This is a genomic window from Nocardioides sp. Z43_10, from assembly GCF_059766615.1.
Genome location: NZ_JCBAJY010000004.1, coordinates 191,264 through 215,914 on the forward strand (window position 1 = coordinate 191,264; position 24,651 = coordinate 215,914).

Annotated in this window: 32 protein-coding genes; 12 read left to right on the forward strand and 20 right to left on the reverse strand. The window is 72.7% G+C overall.

Translation table 11 applies throughout. The annotated features are described in order from the left end of the window. Nucleotides 1-4: 4 nt before the first annotated feature. Nucleotides 5-403: an FAD synthase family protein gene (locus AC6EI4_RS09155; protein WP_498422334.1), complete on the reverse strand. Its 399-nt coding sequence runs from the start codon at nt 401-403 to the stop codon at nt 5-7. Between the two features lie 59 nt (nt 404-462). Between AC6EI4_RS09155 and AC6EI4_RS09160 the strand changes: the two genes are divergently transcribed. Both AC6EI4_RS09160 and AC6EI4_RS09165 read left to right on the forward strand, forming a co-directional pair. After that, the gene (locus AC6EI4_RS09160) at nt 463-1,722 is read left to right on the forward strand and encodes a DUF445 domain-containing protein (protein WP_498451265.1); all 1,260 of its coding nucleotides are present in this window, start codon (nt 463-465) and stop codon (nt 1,720-1,722) included. 74 nt (nt 1,723-1,796) lie between these two features. Beyond that, nucleotides 1,797-2,042, forward strand: coding sequence for an RNA-binding S4 domain-containing protein (locus tag AC6EI4_RS09165; RefSeq protein WP_498451266.1), 246 nt, complete (start codon nt 1,797-1,799; stop codon nt 2,040-2,042). 63 nt (nt 2,043-2,105) lie between these two features. Here the strand turns inward: AC6EI4_RS09165 and AC6EI4_RS09170 are convergent, their stop codons facing one another. From AC6EI4_RS09170 to hisN, 3 genes are all read right to left on the reverse strand, one after another. Continuing rightward, a complete protein-coding gene (locus AC6EI4_RS09170; protein ID WP_498451267.1) occupies nt 2,106-2,474 on the reverse strand; it encodes an FKBP-type peptidyl-prolyl cis-trans isomerase in 369 nt (122 codons plus the stop codon). 82 nt (nt 2,475-2,556) lie between these two features. Then, nucleotides 2,557-2,988 carry a CBS domain-containing protein gene (locus tag AC6EI4_RS09175; protein WP_498451268.1) on the reverse strand — a complete coding sequence of 144 codons (432 nt, stop codon included), beginning with the start codon at nt 2,986-2,988 and terminating at the stop codon, nt 2,557-2,559. Nucleotides 2,989-3,081: 93 nt separating this feature from the next. Beyond that, nucleotides 3,082-3,990, reverse strand: a complete 909-nt coding sequence (hisN, locus tag AC6EI4_RS09180) for a histidinol-phosphatase (RefSeq protein WP_498422343.1) — start codon at nt 3,988-3,990, stop codon at nt 3,082-3,084. Between the two features lie 41 nt (nt 3,991-4,031). On the opposite strand from hisN, the gene AC6EI4_RS09185 reads away from it, so the two are divergent. After that, entirely contained in the window at nt 4,032-4,517 is a 486-nt protein-coding gene (locus tag AC6EI4_RS09185) for a DUF2231 domain-containing protein (protein WP_498422345.1), read from the forward strand. Between the two features lie 26 nt (nt 4,518-4,543). On the opposite strand, the gene rsgA is transcribed toward AC6EI4_RS09185, so the two are convergent. From rsgA to AC6EI4_RS09205, 4 genes are read right to left on the reverse strand one after another with little or no spacing between them, the layout of a single operon-like run. Continuing rightward, nucleotides 4,544-5,560 (reverse strand): ribosome small subunit-dependent GTPase A, encoded by a 1,017-nt coding sequence (rsgA, locus tag AC6EI4_RS09190; protein ID WP_498422346.1) that lies wholly within the window; start codon nt 5,558-5,560, stop codon nt 4,544-4,546. A gap of 7 nt (nt 5,561-5,567) precedes the next feature. After that, complete coding sequence (gene aroA, locus AC6EI4_RS09195; protein ID WP_498451269.1) at nt 5,568-6,863, reverse strand: 3-phosphoshikimate 1-carboxyvinyltransferase; 1,296 nt, start codon at nt 6,861-6,863, stop codon at nt 5,568-5,570. Between the two features lie 22 nt (nt 6,864-6,885). Then, nucleotides 6,886-7,416: a DoxX family protein gene (locus AC6EI4_RS09200; RefSeq protein ID WP_498451270.1), complete on the reverse strand. Its 531-nt coding sequence runs from the start codon at nt 7,414-7,416 to the stop codon at nt 6,886-6,888. Between the two features lie 29 nt (nt 7,417-7,445). Next, complete coding sequence (locus AC6EI4_RS09205) at nt 7,446-8,873, reverse strand: sigma-70 family RNA polymerase sigma factor (protein WP_498451271.1); 1,428 nt, start codon at nt 8,871-8,873, stop codon at nt 7,446-7,448. A 257-nt stretch (nt 8,874-9,130) separates the two neighbouring features. Here AC6EI4_RS09205 and AC6EI4_RS09210 point away from each other — a divergent pair, with 257 nt between their 5' ends. From AC6EI4_RS09210 to AC6EI4_RS09230, 5 genes are all read left to right on the forward strand, one after another. Next, on the forward strand, nt 9,131-9,943 hold the full coding sequence (locus AC6EI4_RS09210; protein WP_498451272.1) for an SOS response-associated peptidase: 813 nt from the start codon (nt 9,131-9,133) through the stop codon (nt 9,941-9,943). A 7-nt stretch (nt 9,944-9,950) separates the two neighbouring features. Continuing rightward, nucleotides 9,951-10,598, forward strand: coding sequence for an alpha/beta hydrolase family protein (locus tag AC6EI4_RS09215; protein WP_498451273.1), 648 nt, complete (start codon nt 9,951-9,953; stop codon nt 10,596-10,598). A 128-nt stretch (nt 10,599-10,726) separates the two neighbouring features. Then, nucleotides 10,727-11,356 carry a sigma-70 family RNA polymerase sigma factor gene (locus AC6EI4_RS09220; protein ID WP_498422352.1) on the forward strand — a complete coding sequence of 210 codons (630 nt, stop codon included), beginning with the start codon at nt 10,727-10,729 and terminating at the stop codon, nt 11,354-11,356. Continuing rightward, on the forward strand, nt 11,353-11,613 hold the full coding sequence (rsrA, locus tag AC6EI4_RS09225; RefSeq protein WP_498422354.1) for a mycothiol system anti-sigma-R factor: 261 nt from the start codon (nt 11,353-11,355) through the stop codon (nt 11,611-11,613). Before AC6EI4_RS09220 ends, rsrA begins: the two co-directional genes overlap by 4 nt. Nucleotides 11,614-11,708: 95 nt before the next feature. Further along, nucleotides 11,709-11,783, forward strand: a complete 75-nt coding sequence (locus AC6EI4_RS09230) for a 50S ribosomal protein bL37 (RefSeq protein ID WP_369759046.1) — start codon at nt 11,709-11,711, stop codon at nt 11,781-11,783. A 62-nt stretch (nt 11,784-11,845) separates the two neighbouring features. Here the strand turns inward: AC6EI4_RS09230 and AC6EI4_RS09235 are convergent, their stop codons facing one another. The 8 genes from AC6EI4_RS09235 to AC6EI4_RS09270 all read right to left on the reverse strand — a co-directional run bounded on the left by AC6EI4_RS09235 (nt 11,846) and on the right by AC6EI4_RS09270 (nt 18,506). Beyond that, nucleotides 11,846-12,340, reverse strand: a complete 495-nt coding sequence (locus AC6EI4_RS09235; RefSeq protein WP_498451274.1) for a bleomycin resistance protein — start codon at nt 12,338-12,340, stop codon at nt 11,846-11,848. 42 nt (nt 12,341-12,382) lie between these two features. After that, nucleotides 12,383-12,763, reverse strand: a complete 381-nt coding sequence (locus tag AC6EI4_RS09240) for a hypothetical protein (protein ID WP_498451275.1) — start codon at nt 12,761-12,763, stop codon at nt 12,383-12,385. A gap of 155 nt (nt 12,764-12,918) precedes the next feature. Further along, nucleotides 12,919-14,376, reverse strand: coding sequence for an HNH endonuclease (locus tag AC6EI4_RS09245; protein WP_498451276.1), 1,458 nt, complete (start codon nt 14,374-14,376; stop codon nt 12,919-12,921). A 163-nt stretch (nt 14,377-14,539) separates the two neighbouring features. Continuing rightward, nucleotides 14,540-14,869, reverse strand: coding sequence for a hypothetical protein (locus AC6EI4_RS09250; protein WP_498422360.1), 330 nt, complete (start codon nt 14,867-14,869; stop codon nt 14,540-14,542). A 164-nt stretch (nt 14,870-15,033) separates the two neighbouring features. After that, nucleotides 15,034-15,432, reverse strand: coding sequence for a thioesterase family protein (locus AC6EI4_RS09255; protein ID WP_498451277.1), 399 nt, complete (start codon nt 15,430-15,432; stop codon nt 15,034-15,036). Further along, the gene (locus tag AC6EI4_RS09260; RefSeq protein WP_498451278.1) at nt 15,414-15,935 is read right to left on the reverse strand and encodes a GNAT family N-acetyltransferase; all 522 of its coding nucleotides are present in this window, start codon (nt 15,933-15,935) and stop codon (nt 15,414-15,416) included. Before AC6EI4_RS09260 ends, AC6EI4_RS09255 begins: the two co-directional genes overlap by 19 nt. Further along, nucleotides 15,935-17,635, reverse strand: coding sequence for an acetolactate synthase (locus AC6EI4_RS09265; protein ID WP_498422365.1), 1,701 nt, complete (start codon nt 17,633-17,635; stop codon nt 15,935-15,937). The genes AC6EI4_RS09260 and AC6EI4_RS09265 overlap by 1 nt, the downstream gene beginning before the upstream one ends. 13 nt (nt 17,636-17,648) lie before the next feature. After that, the gene (locus AC6EI4_RS09270) at nt 17,649-18,506 is read right to left on the reverse strand and encodes a DUF2785 domain-containing protein (RefSeq protein WP_498422366.1); all 858 of its coding nucleotides are present in this window, start codon (nt 18,504-18,506) and stop codon (nt 17,649-17,651) included. A gap of 68 nt (nt 18,507-18,574) precedes the next feature. On the opposite strand from AC6EI4_RS09270, the gene AC6EI4_RS09275 reads away from it, so the two are divergent. Next, nucleotides 18,575-20,089: a histidine kinase N-terminal domain-containing protein gene (locus AC6EI4_RS09275; protein WP_498451386.1), complete on the forward strand. Its 1,515-nt coding sequence runs from the start codon at nt 18,575-18,577 to the stop codon at nt 20,087-20,089. 31 nt (nt 20,090-20,120) lie between these two features. On the opposite strand, the gene AC6EI4_RS09280 is transcribed toward AC6EI4_RS09275, so the two are convergent. Then, nucleotides 20,121-20,372 carry a WhiB family transcriptional regulator gene (locus tag AC6EI4_RS09280; protein ID WP_011755173.1) on the reverse strand — a complete coding sequence of 84 codons (252 nt, stop codon included), beginning with the start codon at nt 20,370-20,372 and terminating at the stop codon, nt 20,121-20,123. A 241-nt stretch (nt 20,373-20,613) separates the two neighbouring features. On the opposite strand from AC6EI4_RS09280, the gene AC6EI4_RS09285 reads away from it, so the two are divergent. Beyond that, nucleotides 20,614-21,000, forward strand: a complete 387-nt coding sequence (locus tag AC6EI4_RS09285; protein WP_498422368.1) for a hypothetical protein — start codon at nt 20,614-20,616, stop codon at nt 20,998-21,000. Here AC6EI4_RS09285 and AC6EI4_RS09290 read toward each other — a convergent pair. The 3 genes from AC6EI4_RS09290 to sodN form a co-directional block, all read right to left on the reverse strand. Then, nucleotides 20,997-21,857: an RNA polymerase sigma factor SigF gene (locus AC6EI4_RS09290; RefSeq protein WP_498422370.1), complete on the reverse strand. Its 861-nt coding sequence runs from the start codon at nt 21,855-21,857 to the stop codon at nt 20,997-20,999. The two genes, AC6EI4_RS09285 and AC6EI4_RS09290, sit on opposite strands and share 4 nt — an antisense overlap. Before the next feature lies 1 nt (nt 21,858). Beyond that, nucleotides 21,859-22,254, reverse strand: coding sequence for an anti-sigma factor (locus tag AC6EI4_RS09295; protein ID WP_498422371.1), 396 nt, complete (start codon nt 22,252-22,254; stop codon nt 21,859-21,861). 151 nt (nt 22,255-22,405) lie between these two features. After that, nucleotides 22,406-22,807 carry a superoxide dismutase, Ni gene (sodN, locus tag AC6EI4_RS09300; RefSeq protein WP_498422373.1) on the reverse strand — a complete coding sequence of 134 codons (402 nt, stop codon included), beginning with the start codon at nt 22,805-22,807 and terminating at the stop codon, nt 22,406-22,408. A gap of 61 nt (nt 22,808-22,868) precedes the next feature. On the opposite strand from sodN, the gene AC6EI4_RS09305 reads away from it, so the two are divergent. Together AC6EI4_RS09305 and AC6EI4_RS09310 are read left to right on the forward strand one after the other, a co-directional pair. Beyond that, on the forward strand, nt 22,869-23,198 hold the full coding sequence (locus AC6EI4_RS09305; protein WP_498451387.1) for a S24/S26 family peptidase: 330 nt from the start codon (nt 22,869-22,871) through the stop codon (nt 23,196-23,198). A gap of 193 nt (nt 23,199-23,391) precedes the next feature. After that, on the forward strand, nt 23,392-24,609 hold the full coding sequence (locus AC6EI4_RS09310; RefSeq protein ID WP_498422375.1) for an NAD(P)-dependent malic enzyme: 1,218 nt from the start codon (nt 23,392-23,394) through the stop codon (nt 24,607-24,609). Nucleotides 24,610-24,651: the final 42 nt, after the last annotated feature.

Genomic DNA, 24,651 nt, shown 5'->3' on the forward strand with positions numbered 1-24,651 from the left:
GGCCTCAGGGAATGGCGGCGATCTTCTCGATCAGCGCGGTGGTGGAGATCGCCGGCGTGCGCGGCAGGTACACGACCTCGCAGATGTCCTTGAACTCGTCGAAGCGCCCGGCCCAGTCGTCGCCCATCACCAGCACGTCCGCGCCGTACTTGACGATGTAGTCGCGCTTGAGCTCCAGGCTCTCCTCCACGAAGACCTCGTCGACGGCCTTGAGCGCCGCGACGATGGCGAGGCGCTCGTCTTCGCCGAAGACCGGCTCGCGGCCCTTCTTGCGAACGTTGAGCGCGTCGGCCGACACGCCCACGACGAGACGGTCGCCGAGTTCGGCGGCGCGCTGGATCACCCGGAGGTGACCGACGTGGAACACGTCGAACGTGCCGAACGTCATAACGGTGCGTGACATGTCCGGAATTATGGCATCGGGGCGGTCGTCTTGACCGACGTGGGCAAGAATCGACGGTGATGACTACCTTCTCGCTGGTCGCCGACCCCTCTGCCGACGCGGAACGCCGCACCGCCCTGCGCCGGATGCGGATGGTGGCGCTCGCCCTGCTGCTCTTCGCCGCGGTCGTGTACGTCGCGACGCTGGACCGCGACGGATGGCTCGGGTTCGTCAACGCCGGGGCGGAGGCCTCGATGGTGGGCGCCATCGCCGACTGGTTCGCGGTCACCGCGCTCTTCCGGCACCCGCTGGGGCTGCCGATCCCGCACACCGCGCTCATCCCGAAGCGCAAGGACGAGCTGGGCCGCGGTCTGCAGGAGTTCGTCGGGGAGAACTTCCTGCACGAGGAGATCATCCGTGAGCGGGTCGGCGCCGCCACCATCTCGCTGCGCGCCGCGCGCTGGGTGGGGGAGGAGGCCAACGCCCGCCGGGTGGTGGACGAGGTCTCCGAGCTCGCGGCCCTCGGGCTGGCGCGGGTGCGCGACGAGCACGTGATCTCCCTGGTGGAGGAGGCGGTCGTGCCCCGGTTCCGTACCGAGCCGATCGCGCCGCTGCTGGGCGGCCTGCTCGGCGAGGTGGTCCGCGACGACCTGCACCACGGGTTGGTCGACCTGGCCCTGGAGGAGCTGCACCGCTGGCTGGTGAGCAACGAGGAGACCTTCTCGCAGGTGCTCGGTGAGCGGGCGCCGTGGTGGTCCCCGCCGCGGCTCAACGAGGCGGTCACCGGCCGGGTGCATCTCGAGGTGATCCGCTGGGTCGCCGACATCCGCGAGGACCCGCACCACCACGCCCGCCAGGCGCTCGACTCGATGCTGGTCCAGCTGGCCAGCGACCTGCTCGAGGACCCGGACACCCAGGCGCGCGCCGAGCGGCTCAAGGAGCGGGTCCTGGACCACCCGCAGGTGATGGCGACCGTCGTCTCGGTGTGGCAGAGCTTCCGCACCGCGCTGCTGGAGGCCCTGCACGACCCGGAGGGGGCGGTGCGCGCGCGGATGCTGAGCGAGCTCACCGCGTTCGCCGCGCGGCTGAGCGAGGACGAGCGTCTGCGCCGACGCCTGGACGGGTTCGCGGCCGACGCGGCCGTCTTCGCGGTCTCGCGCTACGGCGCGGAGCTGACCACGGTGATCACCCACACCATCGAGCGGTGGGACGGCAAGGAGGCGGCCGAGCGGATCGAGCTGCACGTCGGCCGGGACCTTCAGTTCATCCGGATCAACGGCACCATCGTCGGCGGCCTGGTCGGTGTGCTGATCCACACGGTCGCGGTGCTGGTGGGCTGAGGCTTGGTGGGGCTGAGCCTGGCGGGCTGAGGCTGGTGGACTGAGCACCTGCCCGGGGGGCGCACAATGGCCCCATGAGCGCACCGGTCGACGTACCCATCCGAGACGAGTCGATCCGGCTCGGGCAGTTCCTCAAGCTCGCGAACCTGATCGAGAACGGCGCCGACGCGAAGCCGCTGATGGCCGACGGGGCGGTCCAGGTCAACGGCGAGGTGGAGACCCGCCGCGGGCGTCAGCTCGTCCGCGGCGACGTGGTCACGCTGGCCGGGATGTCGGCGCGCGTCGCCGACGAGGCAACGCCCGACAACCTCCCCTGGTAGCCGACCCGTCACTGCCTCGACCAGACACGCCGTGCCCGGCCGAGTCAGTGACGGGTCGACGGGTCAGGAGACGTCGAGCAGGTCGACGACGAAGATCAGCGTCTCGCCCGGCTTGATGATGCCGCCGGCGCCGCGCTCGCCGTACCCGAGGTGCGAGGGGATCACCAGTTGGCGACGGCCGCCGACCTTCATCCCCTCGACGCCCTGGTCCCAGCCGGAGATGACCTGGCCGGTGCCGAGGCGGAACCGCAGCGGGGTGCCGCGGTTGTAGGAGGCGTCGAACTCCTCGCCGGTCGAGTGCGCGACCCCGACGTAGTGCACGGACACGGTCGACCCCGAGGTGGCGACCTCTCCGTCGCCCTCGACGAGGTCGGTGACGACCAGGTCGGCGGGCGGCTCGAAGTCGGGGAACTCGATCTCAGGCTTGTCCATCGTCTCGCTTTCGTCTGAAGTGGGTCCACCACCGTAGCGGAGGCGCTCTGGGCGCAGCCGCGGCGTGCCCGCCGGGGTCGGCTCAGCCGCCGTGGACGTACTTGTCGAGCTCGTCGCGCTCGAACTCCAGCTCGCCGATGCGGCTCTTGACGACGTCGCCGATGCTGATGATCCCGGTGAGCACGTCGCCCTCGACCACGGGCAGGTGGCGGACGCGGTGCTCGGTCATCGTGCGCATCAGCTCCGGCACCGAGTCGTCGGGGGCGCAGCTGCGCACCTCGACGGTCATGATCGAGGAGACCGCCGCGTCCAGGACGCGCTCGTCACGGGCCAGGTGCCGTACGACGTCGCGCTCGCTGACGATGCCCTCCACGTGCGAGCCGTCGCTGCTCACGACCAGGGCGCCCACGTTGTGCTCGGTCAGGAGCGCCACCAGCTCACGCACTCCGGCGGTCGGGGCGATCGTGACGACCTCGGAGCCGCCCTTGCCCTGCAGCACGTCGTTGATGCGCATCTGCCACCTCTTGTCCTGTGAGTCGTCGAGCCGTGACCCACCACGCTAGTGCTGCCCTGCCCCGCTGAACAGAGGCCCGATGGCGCCGTGAGATCAGGGCGCGGCCGGCCCGTTGACGTCGGTGCGCCGGGCGCGCTGGGCGCTCAGGTCGTGGACCGACCCGACCCCGTGCGGGACCGAGTCCGGGTCGTCAGCGTCGTGGGGCAGGGAGCCCAGGAACGCCAGCGCCGCCTCGTGCAGGTGGCCGTTGGTGGCCAGCGCGTTGCCGCCCCAGGGGCCGTCGTTCCCGTCCAGCCCGGTGAACCGCCCGCCGGCCTCGCGCACGATCACGTCGAGGGCAGCCATGTCGTAGAGCTCGAGCTCGGGCTCGGCGGCGATGTCGACGGCTCCCTCGGCGAGCAGCATGTAGGACCAGAAGTCGCCGTAGGCCCGGGTCCGCCAGCAGCGCCGCGACAGGGAGAGGAAGTCGTCGAGCCGGCCGCGCTGGTCCCAGCCGGACAGGGAGCTGTAGGAGAACGAGGCGTCCTCGAGGCGCCGTACGTCCGAGACCTGGCACGCGGTCGCCTTGAGCAGCGAGCGGCCGGTCCAGGCGCCGCCGCCCTTGGCCGCCCACCAGCGGCGCTGCAGCTGGGGGGCCGACACCACGCCGGCGACCACCTCGCCCTCGACCTCGAGGGCGATCAGCGTGGCCCAGACCGGCACGCCGCGCACGAAGTTCTTGGTGCCGTCGATGGGGTCGATGATCCAGCGCCGCTGGCTGTGCCCGGTCTCGCCGGTCTCCTCCCCGAGCACCGCGTCGCGCGAGCGGGCCCGGGACAGGGTCCGCCGGATGCCCTCCTCGACGGCCTGGTCGGCGTCGGTCACCGGGCTGAGGTCCGGCTTGCTCATCACGTGCAGGTCCAGGGCGCGGAACCGGTTCACGGTGAGCGAGTCGGCGTCGTCGGCGAGGACGTGCGCGAGCCGCAGGTCGTCGGTGTAATCGGGTGCCCCGGTGTTGGCCATGGGCACAGGCTATTCCCAGGTACCTGGTTTAACGTTCACCCATGGAGTTCGACGGCCTTCCGGTTCATGTCCTCGCCGTGCACGGTGCGGTGGTGCTGGCGCCGCTGACCGCGCTGGTGGCGCTCGCGTACGCCGTGCTGCCGCGGTGGCGGTGGGCGCTGCGCTGGCCGATGCTGGCGGGCGCGGTGGTGGCCGCCGGCGCGACCGGGCTGTCCTACCTGAGCGGGGAGGATCTGTTGGAGCAGCGGCCGAACCTGCTCGAGGTCCCCGCGCTGGCCGAGGCCATCCGCCTGCACCAGGACCGCGCCGAGGTGCTGCTGTGGGTCGCGCTGGCCTTCGTCGTCATCGCGGCCTTCGCGGCCTGGGCGCTGGGCGGGCCCAGCGCGCTGGTCTCCGACGGCGGGGCCCGGGAGACGCGTGCGGGCTGGGGCGTGCTCGCGCTGATCGCACTGGTCGCCGGTGCGCTCGCGCTGATGGTGCTGACCTACCTGACCGGCGAGGCGGGCGCCCGGGCCGTCTGGGGCTGAGCCCCGTCTGCGACTGAGCGGGGCGCTCAGTCGCTGCCGGCGTCGGACACCGAGCCGTCGCGCGCGGCGAGCAGCCGACGGAACGAGCTGACCCGGTCGGGGTCGGCCTGGCCGGCGGCGAGTGCCTCGTCGAGGCCGCACTCGGGCTCCCCGAAGCCGTGGGTGCATCCGCGCGGGCACTCCTCGGTCATCTCGTCGAGATCGGGGAACGCCTCGATGAGCCGCTCGGGCTGCACGTGGGCCAGCCCGAAGGAGCGGATCCCGGGGGTGTCCACGATCCAGCCCTCGCCGCCGGGCAGCGCCAGCATGATCGCCGAGGTCGAGGTGTGCCGCCCGCGCCCGGTCACGGCGTTCACGTGCCCGACCTCCCGCCTGGCCTCGGGCACCAGCGCGTTGACCAGCGTGGACTTGCCGACGCCACTGTGACCGATCAGCACGCTGGTGCGCCCGCGCAGCTGCTCGCGGACCTCCTCGAGGTCGCCGCCGCGCTGGGTGACCACCCAGGGCACCCCCAGCGAGCGGTACGTCGCCAGCAGGGTCTCGGGGTCGGCCAGGTCGGACTTGGTCATGCACAGCAGCGGCTGCATGCCCGAGTCGTACGCCGCGACCAGGGCGCGGTCGATCAGCCGGGGCCGGGGCTCGGGGTCGGCCAGCGCCGCGACGATCACCAGCTGCGAGGCGTTCGAGACGATCACCCGCTCCACCGGGTCGTCGTCGTCGGCGGTACGGCGCAGGGTGGTGGTGCGCGGGTGCACCTCCACGATGCGGGCCAGCGACCCCTCCTCGCCGGAGGTGTCGCCGACCACCCGGACCCGGTCGCCCACCACGACGGCCTTGCGGCCCAGTTGGCGCGCGGTCATGCAGACGATGGGCGGGTCCTGCGGCGACGCCTCGAGGATGACGGCGTACCGGCCGCGGTCCACCCGGGTCACCAGCCCGTCCACGGCGTCGTCGTGGCTGGGCCGCTCCTTGGTCCGGGGGCGGGTGCGTCGCCGCGGCCGCTCGTAGTGCTCGTGGTCGTGCTCGGTGTAGCGGCTCCTCACGACTGGCTCACAGCAGGCCGGCCCAGAACCGGGCGAAGTCGGGGAAGGTCTTGGCGGTGGTGGCGACGTTCTCGACCAGGACGCCGTCGACGCCCGCGCCCACGATCACGCCCGCGTGCGCCATCCGGTGGTCGGCGTAGGTGTGGAAGACGCCGCCGTGCAGCCGGGCGGGGCGGATGCTCAGGCCGTCGGGGTGCTCGGTGACGTCGGCGCCGAGCGCGCTCAGCTCGGTGGCCAGCGCACTGATCCGATCGGTCTCGTGGGCCCGGATGTGGGCGATGCCGCGCAACTGCGAGGGCGAGTCGGCCAGCGCGCAGAGCGCCGCGACGGCCGGGGTCAGCTCGCCGACGTCGTGCAGGTCGAGGTCGACTCCCTGGAGGCGGTCGGGGCCCTGGACGCGCAGGCCCTCCTCGACGTACGTCACGGTGCAGCCCATCGCGGTGAGGATGTCGCGCAGGGCGTCGCCGGCCTGGGTGGTGTGCCGCGGCCAGTCGCGCACCACGACGCTGCCGCCGGACACCGCGGCCAGGGCCAGGAAGGGCGCGGCGTTGGACAGGTCGGGCTCGATCAGGTGGTCGACCCCGCGGATCGGGCCGGGGGCCACGGTCCACCGGTCCGCGGCGGAGTCGTCCACCGCGACGCCGTGCTCGCGCAGCATCGCGACGGTCATCTCGATGTGCGGCAGCGACGGGACCGGCTCGCCCTCGTGGCGCACGTCCACGCCGTGCTCGTAGCGGGCGCCGGCCAGCAGCAGCGCGGAGATGAACTGCGACGACGCGGAGGCGTCGACGACCACGGTGCCGCCGGGGACGGCGCCGCGGCCCCGGACGGTGAACGGCAGCGCACCGCGCCCGGCGTCGTCGACGTCGATGCCGAGGCCGCGCAGGGCGCTGAGGACCTCGCCGACCGGGCGGTTGCGCATGTGCGGGTCGCCGTCGAAGGAGATGGTGCCCGACGAGAGCGCCGCGACCGGCGGCACGAAGCGCATCACGGTGCCGGCCAGCCCGCAGTCGACGCTCGCGTCGGCCGTGAACGGGCCGGGGGTCACGGTCCAGTCGTCGCCGCTGGTGTCCACCGGCGAGCCGAGAGCGGTCAGCGCCGCCGCCATCAGCGACGTGTCACGCGAGCGCAGGGCACGGCGTACGACGCTGGGGCGGTCGGCGAGGGAGGCGAGCAGCAGCGCCCGGTTGGTCAGCGACTTGCTGCCGGGCAGCGTGAGGGTGGCCTCCACCGGCTCCCGCACGCGCGGCGCTGGCCAGGGGTCGGCGGGGGCACTGCTCGGCTCGATGGGCGCTCTCGTCACGCCGGAAGACTACCGAGCCCGCTCAGCCGACCTTGGCGGCGGCGAGCCTTGCCTCACGGCGAGCGGCCCGACCCAGGTGCGTGGCCTCGCGCCGTACGTCGTGCGCGGCGTGCTGGGCACGCCAGGCGACCCCCGGCTTGCCGGCGGTGTCGGCGCTGGCCAGGAGCAGACCGCCGAGCGTGGAGAGGTTGGCCAGGAAGGCGTTGCGCTGGGTGCGGCGGGCCTGCGGGTCGGTCTCCTCCCAGAAGGGGTGTCCGGCGACGGTGGTCGGGATCAGGGAGGCGGCGAGCGCCGCGGAGCTGAGTCGGGGGGCGCGACCGGTGGCCAGGGCGAGGCCGGCGGCGAGCTGGACGCCGGCGTTGATCCGGACCAGCGTGGTCGGGTCCTCGGGGATCGGGACCTGGGGGACCAGCCGCTTGACCGTGGGCACCAAGCGGTCGGTGATCGGCTTGGCGGTGGCGGCCAGGGCGTCGGCGTTCTTGAGGGCCTGTGCGCCCCCGACGACGAACATGGACGCGAGCATCGGGCGGGCGAGCAGTCTGATGGCGGTCATGGGTGGCTCCATACCCGATCCCGGCGGTTCTAGTCCCTCCGCTCCTCCTGGACGCCGCCCGAGATGTCCGGCTCGGCGGCGGGCGGCGCCTCGGGGGGCGCCTCGGGAGGCACGGGGGCCTCAGTGGCGGCCGGCGCGGGCCCGGGGTCCGTCGGCGGGGCCGGGGCGTCGGTCGGTGCGGGTGGCTGGTCCGCGGTGCCCGGGGGAGAGCCCGGCTCCACCGGGGGCGACGGCGCGGGATCTGCGGCGGGTGTCTCGGTGGCGGAGGGCCCGGCCGGGTCCGGCGCCGCCGGGGTGCCGGCCGGGTCCCCGGGTGCGGTGGGGGAGGCGGGCGCAGAGGCGGAGGGGCCGGGCGAGGCCGGGTCGCGGGCGGAACCCTGGCGTCGAGGGTGTCGCCCGTCGTCGGCCAGGGGAGCGCGGTACGGAGCCGGGTCGGCCCACAGGTCGCTGCCGGCGGCCTGGGGCGCGGTGGGCCGGTGGGTGAGGACGACGGCGGGCGGGCGCCCGTTGCGCTCGGCGGTGCCGGGGTCGGGCAGCGTCACCACGGTGCCGCCGGTGACCACGGTGGTGGCGGCCACCCCCGCCACGGCGCTCGCCTGGGCATGGGTGAGCACGAAGTCCCTGGCCCGGTCCAGGAGCATCAGCAGCGTGCCGGGGAGCGCCACCGCCCCGGTGGGGGCGCCGAGGTAGCCGGCGGCGACGCCGCCGAGGACGACGGGCCCGAGCAGGGCCGCCAGACCGGAGTTGACCTCGGCGAGCTCCAGGTGCGTGCCCAGGCAGCGCGGACAGCCGCGCAGGTGCTCGGCGACACGCCTGGCGTCGCGGCGGGCGAGGCCCTGGCGGACGTAGCTGCCGAGGTGCGCCCGCGTCCACCGGCAGGTGTCCGCGTCGAGGCCGCTCGCGTGCATCGTCAGGTAGGCCTGGCGCAGCCCCTCGCGGGCTCGGTAGGCCAGCGCCGAGACCGAGTTCGGGCTCATCCCGAGCACGGTGGCCACCTCGGCCGGCTTCTGGCCCTCGACCTCGGTGTGCCACAGCACCACCTGCCAGCGCTCGGGCAGGGAGGCGAAGGCCCGTGCCGTCGCGCTGCTCTCGAACCCCTCGACGGCGGTGTCGCGGAACGGGACGCCGGGAGCGAGCGGCTCGAGGTCGTCGGTGGTCTGCAGCCGGGAGACCGCACGGGCCCGGTCGACGTGCAGGTGGCGCAGCGTGGTCAGCAAGTAGGCGCGGAAGGCCAGGTCGGGGCCACCGCCACGCTGCAGGACTCCGAGCACCCGGGCGAACGCGTCGGAGACCAGGTCGTCGACATCGCCCGGGCGGGCCAGCTGACGCGCCAGGCGCCGGGCGGCGTCGACGTGGCGCGCGAAGAGCGCGCCGTAGGCCTCGACGTCGCCGGTTCGGACCGCCGAGATCAGCTCTCCGTCGGAGGGGGCCTCCGGCTGGGCGAGGGTCTCGCTCACGTAGGGAACAACGAGCCGGTGGGCCCGAGGCGACGCCCGTGGGTAAAAAAAGTTGCCGGTCTCGCGTCATAGCGCGCCCGGCCCTGCGTCTCACTGAGGAAGGGCCGGCCGAGAGGCCGTCTCGAGGCCGGGGCCGGGGGAGCTGCCGGACCGGGTGCGCAGGGGGATGTCGCACCGGTCCGGGCAGCGGGGGGAGGCCCTCGGCCGCGGGATCCGAGGCGGTGGAGGCGGGGCGGCCCGCGGGCTAGCCTGAGCGCATGTGTGGTCGCTACGCCTCCAATCGCCGGCCCGAGGATCTCGTCGAGGAGTTCGAGATCGAGCAGCCGGCCATCGCCGCGCCGCTGCCGGCCGACTACAACGTCGCCCCCACCAAGGAGGTGTACGCCGTGCTCGAGCGCCCGCCGCGCAGCGAGGAGCGTGAGCGCGCCGAACCCGAGCGCCAGCTGCGGGTGCTGCGATGGGGGCTGGTGCCCTCGTGGGCCAAGGACCCCGGCATCGGCAACAAGATGATCAACGCCCGGATGGAGACCGTGGCCGAGAAGCCGGCGTACCGCAAGGCGTTCGCGGCGCGGCGCTGCCTGCTCCCGGCAGACGGCTACTTCGAGTGGTACCCGACCTCGGCGCTGACGAAGGCGGGCAAGCCTCGCAAGCAGCCCTTCTTCATCCGCCCCCGCGACCACGGGGTGCTGGCGATGGCCGGGCTGTACGAGATCTGGCGCGACCCGACCCGCGCCGACGACGACCCCGAGCGCTTCCGCTGGACCTGCACGGTGATCACCACGCAGGCCGAGGACACGCTGGGCCACATCCACGACCGGATGCCGATGATGGTCGAGCGGGAGCGCTGGGGTGCCTGGCTGGACCCGCGGACCGCGGGACGCGACGAGCTCCTCGCCCTGCTCGCGCCGGCCGCGCCGGGCAGCCTGGAGGCGTACCCGGTCTCGACGCTGGTCAGCAACGTGCGCAACAACGGCCCCGAGCTCCTCGAGCCGCTGCCGCTGGAGGACGTGCCCGAGGAGGTCCGCGGCGACGTCCATCTCGGCGCGGCCGCCGGCCCGGACCTGCGATGATGCCCCCGTGCCCAGCGAGCTGACCGTCCGCACCCCGCACGGGGACGCGCGCCTGGAGACCCACCGGTCGCGTCACCCGGTGGCCACGCTGCTGCTCAGCCACGGAGCCGGCAACGGCATCGAGACCCCCGACCTGCAGTGCCTGGCTCGCCACCTGCCGGGGCAGGGCATCTCGGTGGTCCTGCTGGAACAGCCGTGGAAGGTGGCCGGGCGCAAGATCGCGACCGCGCCGCGCACCCTCGACGACGCGCTGCGTGCGGCCGCCGACCGGATCCGTCCCCGCACGCCGCTGGTCGTGGGCGGCCGCTCGGCAGGCGCCCGATCGGCGGCGCGCAGCGCCCGCGAGCTGGGCGCGTCGGGATGCCTGGCGCTGGCCTTCCCGCTGCATCCACCCGGCAGGCCGGAGAAGAGCCGGGTCGAGGAGCTCACCGGGGCCCGGGTGCCGGTGTTGGTGATCCAGGGCGAGCGGGACCCGATGGGTCGGCCCGAGGAGTTCCCCGAGGGCGTGGACCTCGCGGTCGTCCCCTCGGCCGATCACGGCTTCAAGGTCCCCAAGCGGGGGCCGCTCACCGAGAAGGACGTGCTCGCGATCATCGTCGAGGCCACCTTGGAATGGATCATCCGGGATGTGGTCGGGAATCCCTCGGCGCGCTGAGCTGTTCACCCCCCGTGACCTGCCTGCTCTCCGAACCCGAGGTGAACCCGTCCGCCCCGGCCGATCCCGCGCCCACGCGGCCGGCCGCGCAGCGGACTCCGGACGACGCCGGGCTACTCTGGAAGGCGATGACCGAATCCCTGAGTGGCACCGTCCCCGAGACCGCGCCTGAGACCGAGGAAGAGCGCTCACTTCGTTTCGAACGTGACGCGCTCCAGTACCTGGACCAGCTGTACTCCGCGGCCATGCGCATGACGCGCAACCCGCAGGACGCCGAGGACCTGGTGCAGGAGACGTTCGCGAAGGCGTACTCCTCGTTCCACCAGTTCCGCGAGGGCACGAACCTCAAGGCCTGGCTCTACCGGATCCTGACCAACACCTTCATCAACACCTACCGCAAGAAGCAGCGCCAGCCGCAGCAGTCGATGTCCGAGGACGTCGAGGACTGGCAGCTGGCTCGCGCGGAGTCGCACACCTCCGCGGGGCTGAAGTCCGCGGAGACCGAGGCGCTCGAGCGGCTGCCCGACAGCGAGGTGAAGGAGGCGCTGCAGCGGCTCCCGGAGGAGTTCCGGCTCGCGGTCTACCTGGCAGACGTAGAGGGCTTCCCCTACAAGGAGATCGCCGAGATCATGGACACGCCCATCGGGACGGTGATGTCGCGTCTGCACCGCGGACGTCGCCAGCTGCGCGACATGCTGTCGGACTACGTGCGCCGCAACGACCTGCTCCCCGCGGGCACCGTGGAGGCGAAGTCATGAGCGACAAGACCGATGAGGGTTGCGCCGAGTACCTCGAGCAGATCATCTACCTGATCGACAACGAGCTCGACGAGGCCGACTGCTCCGTCGTACGCCGCCACCTCGACGAGTGTGGTCCGTGCCTGGAGAAGTACGACCTCGAGCGCACGGTGAAGTCGGTGGTGGCGCGGTCGTGCTCGGAGGCTGCTCCGGCATCGCTGCGTGAGCGGGTGATGGTCCAGATCCGCGAGGTCCACGTCCGCATCAGCGAGCCGTGAACGGCGCGCAGATGAGACCGATTAGCCCGTAGCGCTGTCGTTTGACAAGATATCCCTCGGCCTCACGGCCGACGACCCCGATCCAGGAGGACACCATGGGCAAGACCGGCCGCAAGCGCCGCGCTCGTAAGAAGAAGGGCGCGAACCACGGCAAGCGCCCCAACGCCTGAGCGCAATCAGCATCGCGAGCCCCCAGCCTCTCGGCCGGGGGCTCGAGTGCATTTCGGGGCGGCTAGGAGCCGGCTGCCGGTGAGGTGATCGTCCGGCGGCCCAGGGAGGTCTGGAACCGGACGAGGTACCCGTCGGGGTCTTCGACGAGGAACTGCTCGACGCCCGCCTCCTGATCGCCTACGCCGTACCACTTCGTCTCCGGCGCCATGAAGAGCGGATAGCCCGCCTCGTGCAACGAGGAGAGCACCGATGCCAGGTCGGTCAGGGTGACCTGGAAGTTGACCCCGCGTCCGAAGGGCCGCTCCAGCGGCCCGGTGATCCAGTCCCGGCCGAGTCCGCGCTGCTCGAGCATGAGGTGCGCGGACCCACGCGAGATGTAGGCGAACCCCTCGTCTGCGCGCTGGTAGTCGATCTCGAAGCCGCAGAGACCGCACCAGAACGCGATGCTGCTCGAGGTGTCCGTGACGAGGAGCTCGGGGACGAGGGCAGGCTCAGCCGGTGGCCCGGGTGTGGGGGCGGCTGCACGTGCGGTGGGAGGGTCGGTAGCGGGAGTCACGCTGCCATGTTGACAGTCCCCCTGGGGTGCGCAGCCGGTGCGTCAGTCGCTGCCTGGACGCGGGGGCCGGCAAGCGGGAGAGCGCGCGTACTTCGACATCTGGCAGGCGCCGTCCACCAGCTCCCTGCCCGCGAGCGGCGCCGCCAGCTCGACCCGGATGGCGTGGGAGACGGCCACGTCGCTGCACGACATCGCACGGCCCGTCTCTCGGACCGTGATGGTGACTCGCTCCGAGTCCTCGTCCACGTCCACGTACGCACCGGCCCTGCACTCGCTGCCGGTGTAGGTCAGCTGCACGATCGCCCCGTCCACCCGCGCGGGCTTGTGCCAAGGCGTCGGCTCGGATGGGCCGAAGAAGTACCACGCAGCGACGCCGACCACCGCGATCACCGAGGCAGTGGCGAGGACGAGCCGCACTGTCACGGCTCCACGCTGCGTCGGCGTCGACATCGAACCTCCTCCGACCGGGGTCCTCACTATGACGCGTCGGAGTCATCAGCGGTTTCGGCGCGGGTAGCGACCGGCGTTCCCACCCCGCTCACACGGCTCGCTGCTCCCACACTCGGGTCCAGACCACGCTAGGGGTCGGGCGCCGCGCGCGTGGGGGACGACGAGCGGCCTGCGGGGCGTGGGCGGCGTCGGTCGTGGGAGACGTCGAGGGTGCCGGTGTGGTCGCGGAGGTACTGGTAGCCCTGGGGGCTGGTCCAGAGGTAGCTGCCCGTGTCGAGGGCGGTGTAGCTCCAGGGGCTGTGGGTCTTGTGGCGGTGATGTCGTCGGCAGAGCGGGGCGAGGTTGCATGAGCAGGTGGTGCCGCCGGTGGCGTGGTCTTGGATGTGGTCGCAGTCGGCGCGATGGCCGTCGGGGGTGAGTCTTCGGGCGGGGCGGGTGCACCAGGGGAAGACGCAGGTGTGGTCGATGAGGGCGAGGCGTTCGACGAGGCGGTCGGGGGTCTCGTAGGCGTTGACGTGGACGTGGTCCTCGAGGTCGATGACCGGCTTCACGGTCACCCGGGCATCGGGGGTGGAACACCAGTCGCGGACCTGGTCGAGCGAGACGAACGAGGCGGTGTTCTCCACGCGAGCCAGGTGGACGCCGGTGTCGTCGAGGCCTCGGGCGCGCAGCGCGTCGTGGGAGAGGTGGACGTAGAGCACCACCTGACGCGACCGCGCCGGGCCGGTGCTGGCCGGCTTGTGCGGTTGATCGGGAGCACCTGGTGCGTCGGATCCACCGCACTGACCGGTGACCGCGCCGTCGGTCGCCTCAGTCGATGTCGCGACGACCAGATCGAGGGCGAGCTGGCGTCGGGCGAGGTCTCCGGCGGCCTTCGCGCGCCGCACGTCCAGCGGGTCCACCGATCCGAGCGCTTGCTGCTGCGCCGCCCCAGCGGCGACCGCAGCGTCGAGGTCGAGGGCGTCGGCGAGGTCGAGCTCGCCGCGCACGGTCATGGTGCCGTCGTAGGAGACCTGGTCGGTGTCGATGTCGAAGCACCGCCCGTCCGCAGCGGCCCGGCGCCGCTGCTCGGCCTTCTCGGGCTGGAACCGCACCCGCGCCTCCTCGACCAACCGGTCCAGGGCGGCGAGACCGATCTTGTGTGCGACTGCGGCGACGTGGGTGTCCACGAACCCCGCACCGGCCGGGACCAGGCTCATCGTGGCGTCCGCGATCCGGCGTGCCTTCCACGCCACGAGATCCCCAGCCAGCACCCGCTTCCAGACCTTCGGGAGCCGGTGGCGCAGCTCCAGGGCCTGACCCACATACCGGCGTCCGGCGTCGGTGGACATGCCGATCGCGAGGGCGAACTCGGTGACCGCGAACTCCGCCACCAGGGGCGCTCCTGGCCCGGCGACGGGGATGCCGTGGTCGCCGTACGGGCCGTGGATGACCGCGGCCGCCTCCAGAGAATCCACCGAGTGCATCGCAGCCCAGTCCACCGCCAGCTGCAGCTGACGTGCCTCGGCCGCATCCGCAGCACCGCGTGAGACCCGGGCGGCGTCCAACACCGCACGAGCGGTGTCAGGGGTAGCGGTCCGGGTCATGGCTCCACTCAAGCAGGCGCCACCGACAGTCCTGCCCCCAGAGACCGCCACGACACGCGGACTGTGGAGAACTCGCTATGGGTCGTCGCTCCGTAGCCGAAAGCCCAGTTCCGAGCTCGATGCCCGAGGGCGGCCGAGCGACGCAAGACGAGAGGCGCAGGCGTCACAGCCACACGAGGATCACCACGAGCGCCCACGCGATGGAGAGGGCGAGCTCGACCGGCACGGCCACGGCTGCCGCGACGAGAAGTCCATTGCCCGCCCGTGGCGCGGCCAGCCGCAGAACCACACCCAGGGCGGCGCTCACGACCGCGAACACGCCCCCGGCGCCCAGCACCAGTGGACTGAACAGGTACGAGTCGAGCAGCACCATGACCGCGACCGTTGCCAGGGTGTTGGCGAGCAGGCAGACGATGAGTGCCCGGACGGAGAGCCATCCACGTGGCCGCGCCGGCGCACCGTCGCTGGCGTCAAGAAGGGGGGAGCTGGCCATGTGTCTCCTTCGCCAAACGTGGTCATGCGGGCCGGGTGCATGCGGAGTCAGGACCCCCACTCGCGAAGTCACGCCGACTCGGCACCCTCAGCGCGCGAAGTTACGCCGACTCGGCACGCTCAGCGCGCGAACTCAAGCCGACTCGGCACCCTTAGCGCGCGAAGTTACGCCGACTCGGCGGGGGGTGGGGTTTGGCGGGTGAGGAAGCGGTCGGCGTCTACTACTACGCGGGTGATGTCGCCGGTGGCTACCAGCTTGCCGTCGCTGTGGCGGGCGGAGACGGTGAAGCGCATCAGGCGACCGTCCGCGTAGGAGCGGGAGGCGCTCACCTCGACGGTGCGCCCGACCAGGCTGGCGCCGCGGTGCTCGAGCTCGACGCGGGTGCCGACGCTGGTCTGGCCGGCCTCCAGGCGGGGGTCGATCGCCGCGCAGGTGGCGGCCTCGCACCAGGCCAGCAGCCGCGGGGTGGCCAGCACCGGCAGGCTGCCCGAGCCGAGGGCGGCGGCGGTGTCGTCGTCGCCGACCGTGAAGGTCAGCACGGCGCTCACGTCGTCGGTGTCCATGGTTCCTCCTCGGGTCGTAGGGCGAGCTTGAAGCCGAGCAGGGCGAGCCCCTCCTCGGGGTACCAGTCGCGCTCGGGGTCACGGACGAAGCCCATCCGCTCATAGAGGCGGTGGGCCGTCGTCTGTCCGGGCAGGCTGCACAGCACGACCGCGCCGTTGCCGGCGCCGCGGGCCTCCTCGATGCAGTGCTCGACCAGCGCGGAGCCGACTCCCCGGCCGCGAGCCGCGGCAGCCACGGCCAGCATCCGGAACTCGCCCTCCCCGTCCCGCGAGACCTCGCGCCACGGCGAGCCCTCGGGGCAGATCGTCACGGTGCCGAGCAGCTCGTCGTCGGGGCCGTCCACGGCCACCCAGACCTCCGCCTGGGCGGCCCGACCGGCGGTGTCGCGCAGCCGCTCGACGTAGCCGTGGTCGTGCTCCACGTGCCCGTCCCCGACGTAGGCGTCCACCACGAGCTCCCCGATCGCGTCGTACTCGGCGACGCTCGCGAGCCTGACCCGCATCAGATGCCGAAGGTGCTGCGGGGGTAGGCCGCGTCCACGTCGGTGACGATGTTGACCAGGTAGGGGACCCCGGAGGCGAAGGCCCGATCCAGCGCCGGACCGATCTGGCGCGGGTCGGTGACCTTCTCGCCGCCGCCGCCGAGCGCCTTGACCACCCCGTCGTACGACGTCGCCGGCGAGAGGTCGGCGACCACGTCGTAGCCGTAGAGCATCTGCATCGGGCCCTTCTCCAGGCCCCACGCGGAGTTGTTGCCCATCACCATCACCACCGGCAGGTTGTGGCGCACCAGCGTGTCCACGTCCATCAACGAGAAGCCCGCGGCGCCGTCGCCGAGCAGCAGCACCACCTGCGCCGAGGGGCGGGCCAGCCGGGCCGCGATGGCGGCGCCGAGACCTGCCCCCAGGCACCCGTAGGGGCCCGGGTCGAGCCAGCCGCCGGGGCGCTTCGGCTCGACGTACTTGCCGGCGAAGCTGACGAAGTCGCCACCGTCGCCGATCACCACCGCGTCGTCGGCGAGCCGGGGGACCAGCTCGCCGTAGATCCGGGCCGGGTGGATCGGGTCGGCCTCGGCGGACAGCAGCGCGCGGTCCCGCTCCGCGGCTGCCGCGACGGTGTCCTGGAGCCGGCTGACCCACGGTCCCCACGCGGGGCGGCTGGGCAGGCGCTCCACGGCCGCGTGCAGGCCGTCGAGGACGAGCGTGAGGTCGCCGGCCACGGAGCCGGCGAGCTCGGCGTGCCCGGAGAGCTGGGCGGGGGAGTCGGCGACGTGGACGACCCTGGCCGGCGGCGCGTCCTCCTTGCCGCCGAAGGCGCCGTAGGAGAGCCGGAAGTCCAGCGGCGTCCCGACGACGACCACCAGGTCGCTGGTGCCGAGCGCCTGGCTGCGCGCCTTGGTCACCAGCAGCGGATGCCCGCCGGGGACGATGCCGCGGCCCATGCCGTTGGTGATGACCGGGACGCCCAGGCCCTCCACCAGGCGCAGCGCTGCCTCCTCGGCACCGTCGGCCCAGACGTCGGTGCCGAGCACGAGGACGGGACGCGAGGCCGCGCCGAGCAGGCCGGCGATCGCGGTGAGGGCGTCCGGGTCCGGCTCGAGACGCTCGACGCGCCGACCGGTCGGCGCGGCGCCCGAGGCGGAGTTGAAGAACTCGTCCATCGGCACGTCGACGAAGACCGGCCCGCGGTGCGACGACCCGGCGGCGGTGAACGCCTCGTCCATCCCGCCGAGGATGTCGTCCGCGGTGTGCAGGGTGCGGGCCAGCTTGGAGACCGACGCCACGATCGGGGGCTGGTCGAGCTCCTGCAGGCTGCCGGTGCCCCACCGGTTCGCCGGCGCCCGGCCGCCGACGACGACCATCGGGGACCCGGCGAACTGGGCCTGGGCGATGGCGCTGACCCCGTTGGTCACGCCGGGGCCGGCGGTGAGGACCGCCAGGCCGGGGACCCGGGTGAGCTTGCCGGTCGCCTCGGCGGCGAACGCGGCCGTCTGCTCGTGGCGGACGTCGAGCAGCCGCATCGGCGGGTCGGCCTTCACCGCCCCGTCGTACATCGGGAACACGTGGGCCCCCGAGAGCGTGAACATGGTCTCGACCCCGTGGGCCCGGGCCACCGCGACGGCCAGCTCGCCGGAGTGACCGGACAGGGAGCCGTCCTTCGGGGCGTCGGAGGCGGTGGGCGCTGCGTCGTCAGTAGCCGTCATGGCTGCAGGTTACTCACGAGAAGCGGGTGCGCGGGGCCTCCAGATGATGTGCGTTGCTGATTCGCAGCGCATCGACCAGCACCAGGAGCAGGTCCGAGCGCACGGCGGGCGGGCGGGGCGCCAGCGCCAGCTGCAGGTGCAGGGCGCGCAGGAAGGCCTCGGCGTTCCCGGTGGACAGGTACGGGTCTCGGTCCTCGTGCGGCGGGTTGCTCGCCGTCGCCGCGATCCGGGCCACCCAGGGCTCGAGGATCCGCAGCGGGACCACGTCGCGGCGCAGCAGCCGCAGCGTGGCGCGGGCCATCCGGTCCGGCTCGCCGGCCTGCAGCAGCCTCGGGGTGGGCTGGACCACCCGGTCGGCGAGGACGTCGAGCACCACGGTGAGCTCGGGCACTCCCAGGTGCGGGGACGCCGCCAGGCTGCCCAGCGCGTCGGCGCCGTGCGCCAGCGCGCGCGCCCAGCCGTGACCGGGCACGTAGCCGCGGGTGTCGCGCTCGCGCAGGAACCAGGTGGCGATCCGGTCGCCCCACTCGAGCACCTTGCCGCCCGGCACCAGCGCCAGCGCGGTGTCGCGCTCGATGCAGTCGGCCAGCACCAGCGCGGAGTAGCTGCGCCGGAACACGGTGTCGCTCTCGCGCTCGCCGACGCCCACGCCGAGCCCCGCGGCCATGCCGTCGCCCAGCCCGGTGAGGAGGTCGTCGTAGACCCCGCGCTCGAGCCACGTCGACAAGGTGGGGTACGCGGTCCCGTCCCGCTCCGCGGCGTCGGCGGAGCCGAGCATCGTGGTCAGCTCGGCGGTGAGCTCGGCGAGGGGGCGATCGGACGGGACGGCCAGCCCCCGGGAGAGGACCTGCTTCCAGTACGACGCGGACATGGCACCTATCCTGCCAGCCGGTGCCGGCACGCGCCGAACCGGTCACTAGGCTGACGGCCGTGCCGTCGATGACCGAGCTCGTGCGGGCCCACACCGACCTCGCCGAGGACGACGTGGCCTGGCTGCAGCTGCTCATGGCCGACTGGCAGATCGTCGCCGACCTGTCTTTCGCCGACCTCGTGCTGTGGCTGCCCGACCGCGCCGGCGGCGGATTCTGGGCGGCCGGTCACATGCGGCCCACGACCGGCCCCACGGCGTACGTCGACGACGTCGTCGGCACCTTCGTGCCCGTCGGGCGCCGCCCGCTGCTCGACGAGGCGTGGCTCACCGGCCGCCTGGTCCGCGAGGGCGACCCCGAGTGGCGCGACGACGTGCCGGTGCGGGTCGAGTCGATCCCGGTGCGGCGCGAGGGCCGGGTGATCGCCCTGGTGGCCCGCAACACGAACCTGCTCGGGGTGCGCACCCCCAGCCGCCTGGAGCTGTCCTACCTGCAGACCGCCGCCGACCTCACCCAGATGATCGCGCGCGGCCTCTTCCCGGCCCCCGGGCAGCGCAGCGACCACGCCGACAGCCCCCGGGTCGGCGACGGCTTCCTGCGCGTCGACGCCGCCGGCCGGGTCGTCTACGCCAGCCCCAACGCGCTCTCGGTCTACCGCCGCCTCGGCCTGTCGGGCGACCTCGCCGGGTTGGTCCTGGCCGACCTCACCCGCGAGCTGGTGGCGCCGCGTCACCGTCCCGACGAGGAGACGCTCAGCGCGGTGCTGGGCGGGCGGACCCATCGCGACACCGAGCTCGGCTCGGCCACCCCCGGCGCGCCCGGCTCGGGGGAGGTCTCGCTGATCGTCCGCTCGATCCCGCTGCGCCCCGAGGGCGAGCACATCGGCGCGCTCATCCTGGTGCGCGACGTCACCGACCTGCGCCGACGTGACCGGGAGCTGATCACCAAGGACGCGACCATCCGCGAGATCCACCACCGGGTGAAGAACAACCTGCAGACCGTCGCGGCGCTGCTGCGGCTGCAGGCGCGCCGGATCGAGGCCCCGGAGGCGAAGTCCGCTCTGGAGGAGGCCGTGCGGCGGGTGGGGTCGATCGCGATCGTGCACGAGACGCTCAGCCAGGCGGCCGCGGAGGAGGTCGACTTCGACGACATCGCCGACCGGCTGGGACGGATGGTCACCGAGGTCAGCGCCGCGGGCGACCAGGTGCGGGTGCGTCGTGAGGGGACGTTCGCGTCACTGCCCTCGGAGCAGGCCACCGCACTGGCGATGGTGTTGACGGAGGTGCTGCAGAACGCCGTCGAGCACGGCTACCGGGCCGCCGACGACGAGGCCGCGAGCGGGGAGATCCTGCTCGCCACGCGCCGGACGGCGGACCGGCTGCACGTCACGGTGGACGACGACGGGGCCGGTCTTCCCGAGGGCTTCGACCTCGACGGGTCGACCAACCTCGGACTGTCGATCGTGCGGACCCTCGTGGAGTCGGAGCTCGGGGGACGACTCCGGATCGGTCCCCACGACAGCGCCGAGGGCGCTGCCGGGGGACGGCGGGGGACCAGGGTCGCGATCGATCTCCCGCTCGGATGAGCGACGACGGCTCGTGGGCCTCGGGCCCGGATCAGGCGGTGCGGACCCGTGCGCGGGCGTTGCGGCGCTTGAGGGCCCGCCGCTCGTCTTCGCTGAGACCACCCCAGACGCCGTGGTCCTGACCAGCCTCGAGCGCCCAGGCGAGGCACTGCTCGCGCACCTCGCAACGTCGGCACACCTGCTTGGCCTCCTCGATCTGGAGAATGGCCGGACCGGTGTTGCCGATCGGGAAGAACAGCTCCGGGTCCTCGTCGAGGCAGGCAGAGCGATGGCGCCAATCCATGGCTGGGGGTTCCTTCTTTCTTTCAGCGTCTGCGGCAGGGGACTGCGGGGCCCTGCGTGAAGGGCACGGCAAGACGGGCTCAGTTGTGGTGAGCGCGATGCCCAGCGTTGCAAGAACTCGGGACCGGCACAACCCCTGGTGCTGGTCACCTTTGTCACAGGCGCTTCTGCGGACAGCCACCCGGCCGGGATGCGCACCGCCCGGCCGAGGGTCGAGAGGCGCCGGGCTAGGCTCTCAGGTCGTGACCACCTCGACCCGTTCCCCCCAGCCAGCACCCCTCGTGGTCGCCGTCTCGCTCGTCGCCGTCGAGGGCGTCGTCTTCGTGCTCCTGGCGCTGATGGAGCTGGCGAGCCTCTCCTCGGGCCGGATGACGATGGCCCTGACCACGGCCGTCTTCTTCGCCGGGTACGGCGCCGGGCTGGTCCTCTGCGCCTGGGTGGTACGGCGTGGACAGTCCTGGGCGCGCAGCCCCATCGTGCTCGCGCAGCTGATCCACCTGCTGCTCGCCTGGTCGTTCCGGGGTGGGGAGACCACGACGTACTCGATCGTGCTGGCGGTGGTGGCCGTCATCGTGCTTGCCGGTCTCTTCCATCCCGCCAGCATCGACGCCCTCTCCGACGAGTCCTAGGACTGCTCCTCGAGGGAGACGCGCAGCTGCTCCAGGGTGCGGTTGAGGAGCCGGGAGACGTGCATCTGCGAGACGCCGATCTCGGCGGCGATCTGGGACTGCGTCATGTTCTTGAAGAAGCGCAGCAGCAGGATCTTCTTCTCGCGCGGCTCGAGACGGTCCAGCAGCGGCTTGATCGACTCGCGGATCTCCACGTGCTCCAGGCCGGCGTCGTCCACCCCGATCGCGTCGAGCATCGTCGCGGCGCCGTCGTCGGAGCCGTCGGTGGCGTCGAGGGAGAGGGTCGAGTAGGCGTTGCTCGACTCCAGGCCCTCGACGATCTCCTCCACCGTGCAGCCGACGCGCTCGGCCAGCTCGGTGGGCGTCGGGGAGCGGCCCAGGCTCTGGGTCAGCTCCGCCGTGGCCGTGCTGATCTGCATGCGCAGCTCCTGCAGGCGCCGGGGGACGCGGATCGCCCAGCCCTTGTCGCGGAAGTAGCGCTTGATCTCGCCGATGATGGTGGGGGTGGCGTAGGTGGAGAACTCGACGCCGCGGTCGGAGTCGAACCGGTCGATCGACTTGAGCAGGCCGATGGTGCCGACCTGGACCAGGTCCTCGAACGGCTCGCCGCGGTTGCGGAAGCGACGGGCGCAGTGCTCCACCAGAGGCAGGTGGAGGTGGACCAGATCGTCGCGGGCGGCGCTGCGGGCCGCCGAGCCCGGCTCGGCCGCGCGCATCTGCACGAAGTAGTCCGCGCTGCGGCGTCGGGTCAGGTCGATGCCGGTCAGCTCGTCGAGGTCCAACTCGTGGACGGGCTCGAGCACCGGCTGCTCGCCTGTCGAGGCGCCGGGCCGCCCGGCTACGGGATCGGGAGTCATCTCAGAGGCCGGATCCCGACCGCAGCGTGAGGCTGACGGTGAGCTGCTGGTCGTCGACCTCGGAGGAGGCCTCCGCGAGGGTGCTCAGCACCTGCCACGCGAAGCTGTCCTGGTCGATCGGGTGGGCGGATCCCTCGACGCTCACGCTGACGGTGAGCACGCCGGGAGCCAGGAAGAAGCGGCACAGCATCGAGGAGCCCGGGGCGGACTCGGGGAGCACCAGCGCGCTGGCCTCGCCGACCGCGATCCGCAGGTCCTCGATGTCGTCGATGGTGAAGTCCAGGCGTGCGGCCAGCCCGGCGGTGGTGGTGCGCAGCACCGAGACGTAGGCGCTGTCGGCCGGCAGGCGCAGCTCGACGTCCGCGAGGCGCTCGCGCTGTAGTCCACCCATAGCCATGTCTGCCCGTCCTTCGAGACCGAGTGTGTCACCTGCGGGGACAGGCTAGCGGCGAGACTAGTCGGGGCCGAGGCCCTGGTGTGTCACCAGGGCCCCGGCCCCGACCGTGTCGTTGCGCGAGCGCCGCTCCTGCACGCGGGCAGGGGGTGGTTCAGGCCTTCTTGGTCGCCCAGAAGATCTCGGCGATCTCGTCGATCTTCGCGAGCAGCTTGTCGGCCACCTCGGCGTCCAGGACGCCCTTGGTGCCGGACGCACCGGCCAGCTTGGTGGCCTCGTTGAACAGCGTGTGCAGCTGCGGGTACTTCTCGAAGTGCGGAGCCTTGAAGTAGTCGGTCCACAGCACCCACAGGTGGTGCTTCACCAGCTCGGAGCGCTGCTCCTTGATGAGCACGGCACGCGTGCGGAAGTCGGGGTCGTCGTTGTCGGCGACCTTGGCGATGATGGCCTTGATCGACTCGGCCTCGATACGGGCCTGGGCCGGGTCGTACACGCCGCAGGGAAGGTCGCAGTGTGCGGAAACCTCGACGGTCGGTGCGATGAGTCGCGCGAGCATCCGGGGTCCTCTCGTTGTCATGGGTCGGTGATCGACTGCGACACTACTCCGCGTGGAAGAGGTGGCACAGACGGGCCGACCGCCCCTCGGTCTGGCGCGGGTGCGCGGACGATCCATGCAGCCGACGCTGCATGAGGGCGATCTGCTGCTGGTGCGCCACCGAGCCGCGGTGCGGCCTGGCGCCCTGGTCGTCGCCCGGTTCGTGGACGGGACCGTCGCGGTCAAGCGCGCCGTCGAGCGTCGTACGACGCGGACCGGGGCCCCGGCCTGGTGGCTGCTCAGCGACAACCCCGCGGAGGGCGTCGACTCGCGCCACCGCGGCCCGGTGCCCGACGCCGAGGTCCGGGCGGTCGTGCTCGGGCGGCTCTGGCCGCGGCCCCGCCCGCTGTGAGCCCGCCTGGGCCGGCGGTTTGTCTGCTGCGCCACATGGGCGGGCCGAACCGGACGCGGGGCGGCGGGCTGTGTCACACTTGCCCGCGGGAGACCCCCGGTCCATGTAGTTCCGCGACACACCTCTCGCGTCGAGCTGCGCCCACCCGTTCGCCGAACGGCCAGCTGGCCACCCAGGAGAGTTCTGATCCGCCATGTCTGCTGACGCCACCTCGCCCGACCTCGCCCCCGCTCCCGTCGTCCCCGCGCACCCGCATGCCGGGGACCCGGTCTTCGACCTCCACGTCGGCGGCAAGATGGAGATCCGCTCGCAGGTCGCGCTGGCCGGCAAGGACGAGCTCTCCCTCGCCTACACCCCGGGCGTGGCCCGGGTCTGCGAGGCGATCGCGGCCGACCCCGAGCTGACCCAGCACTACACCTGGGTGCCCAACACCGTCGCGGTCGTCACCGACGGCACCGCGGTGCTGGGCCTGGGCGACATCGGCCCCGCCGCCGCGATGCCGGTGATGGAGGGCAAGGCGGTGCTGTTCAAGCAGTTCGGCAACGTCGACGCCGTCCCGATCTGCCTGGCCACCACCGACGTCGAGGAGATCATCGAGACCGTCGCCCGGCTGGCCCCGAGCTTCGGTGGCATCAACCTCGAGGACATCTCGGCGCCGCGCTGCTTCGAGATCGAGGACCGGCTCAAGGCCATGCTCGACATCCCGGTCTTCCACGACGACCAGCACGGCACGGCGGTCGTCGCGCTGGCCGCGCTGAAGAACGCGCTGGTGATCACCGGCCGGGTCATGGAGACCACCCGCGTGGTGATCTCCGGGGCCGGCGCCGCCGGCGTCGCCGTCGCCAAGATCCTGCTCGCCGCGGGCGTGCGCGATCTCGCGGTCATCGACCGGCAGGGCGTGGTCACCTCCCAGCGCAGCGACCTGACGCCGGTCAAGCGCGCCCTGGCGGCCGAGACCGCCGACAAGACCGGCCGCGCCGGCTCGCTGGCCGACGCCCTGGACGGGGCGGACGTCTACATCGGCGTCTCCGGCGGCACCGTGCCCGAGGAGTACGTCGCCACGATGGCCGACGACGCGATCATCTTCGGCCTCGCCAACCCCACCCCCGAGGTGCTCCCCGAGGTCGCCCACCGCCACGCCCGCGTGGTGGCGACCGGCCGCTCCGACTTCCCCAACCAGATCAACAACGTGCTCGCCTTCCCGGGGATCTTCCGCGGCGCGTTCGACGTGCACGCCACCGCGATCACCGAGGGCATGAAGCTCGCCGCCGCCAACGCGCTGGCCGAGCTGGTGGGCGAGGAGCTGAGCGAGGAGATGATCATCCCCTCGCCGTTCGACCCCCGGGTCGGCACCGCCGTGGCCACCGCGGTCGCCGAGGCCGCTCGACGCGACGGGGTCGCCCGCCGCTGATCCGCCCCGCCGGCGCCGCGCCCTCGGGTGCCCGCGCCGGTC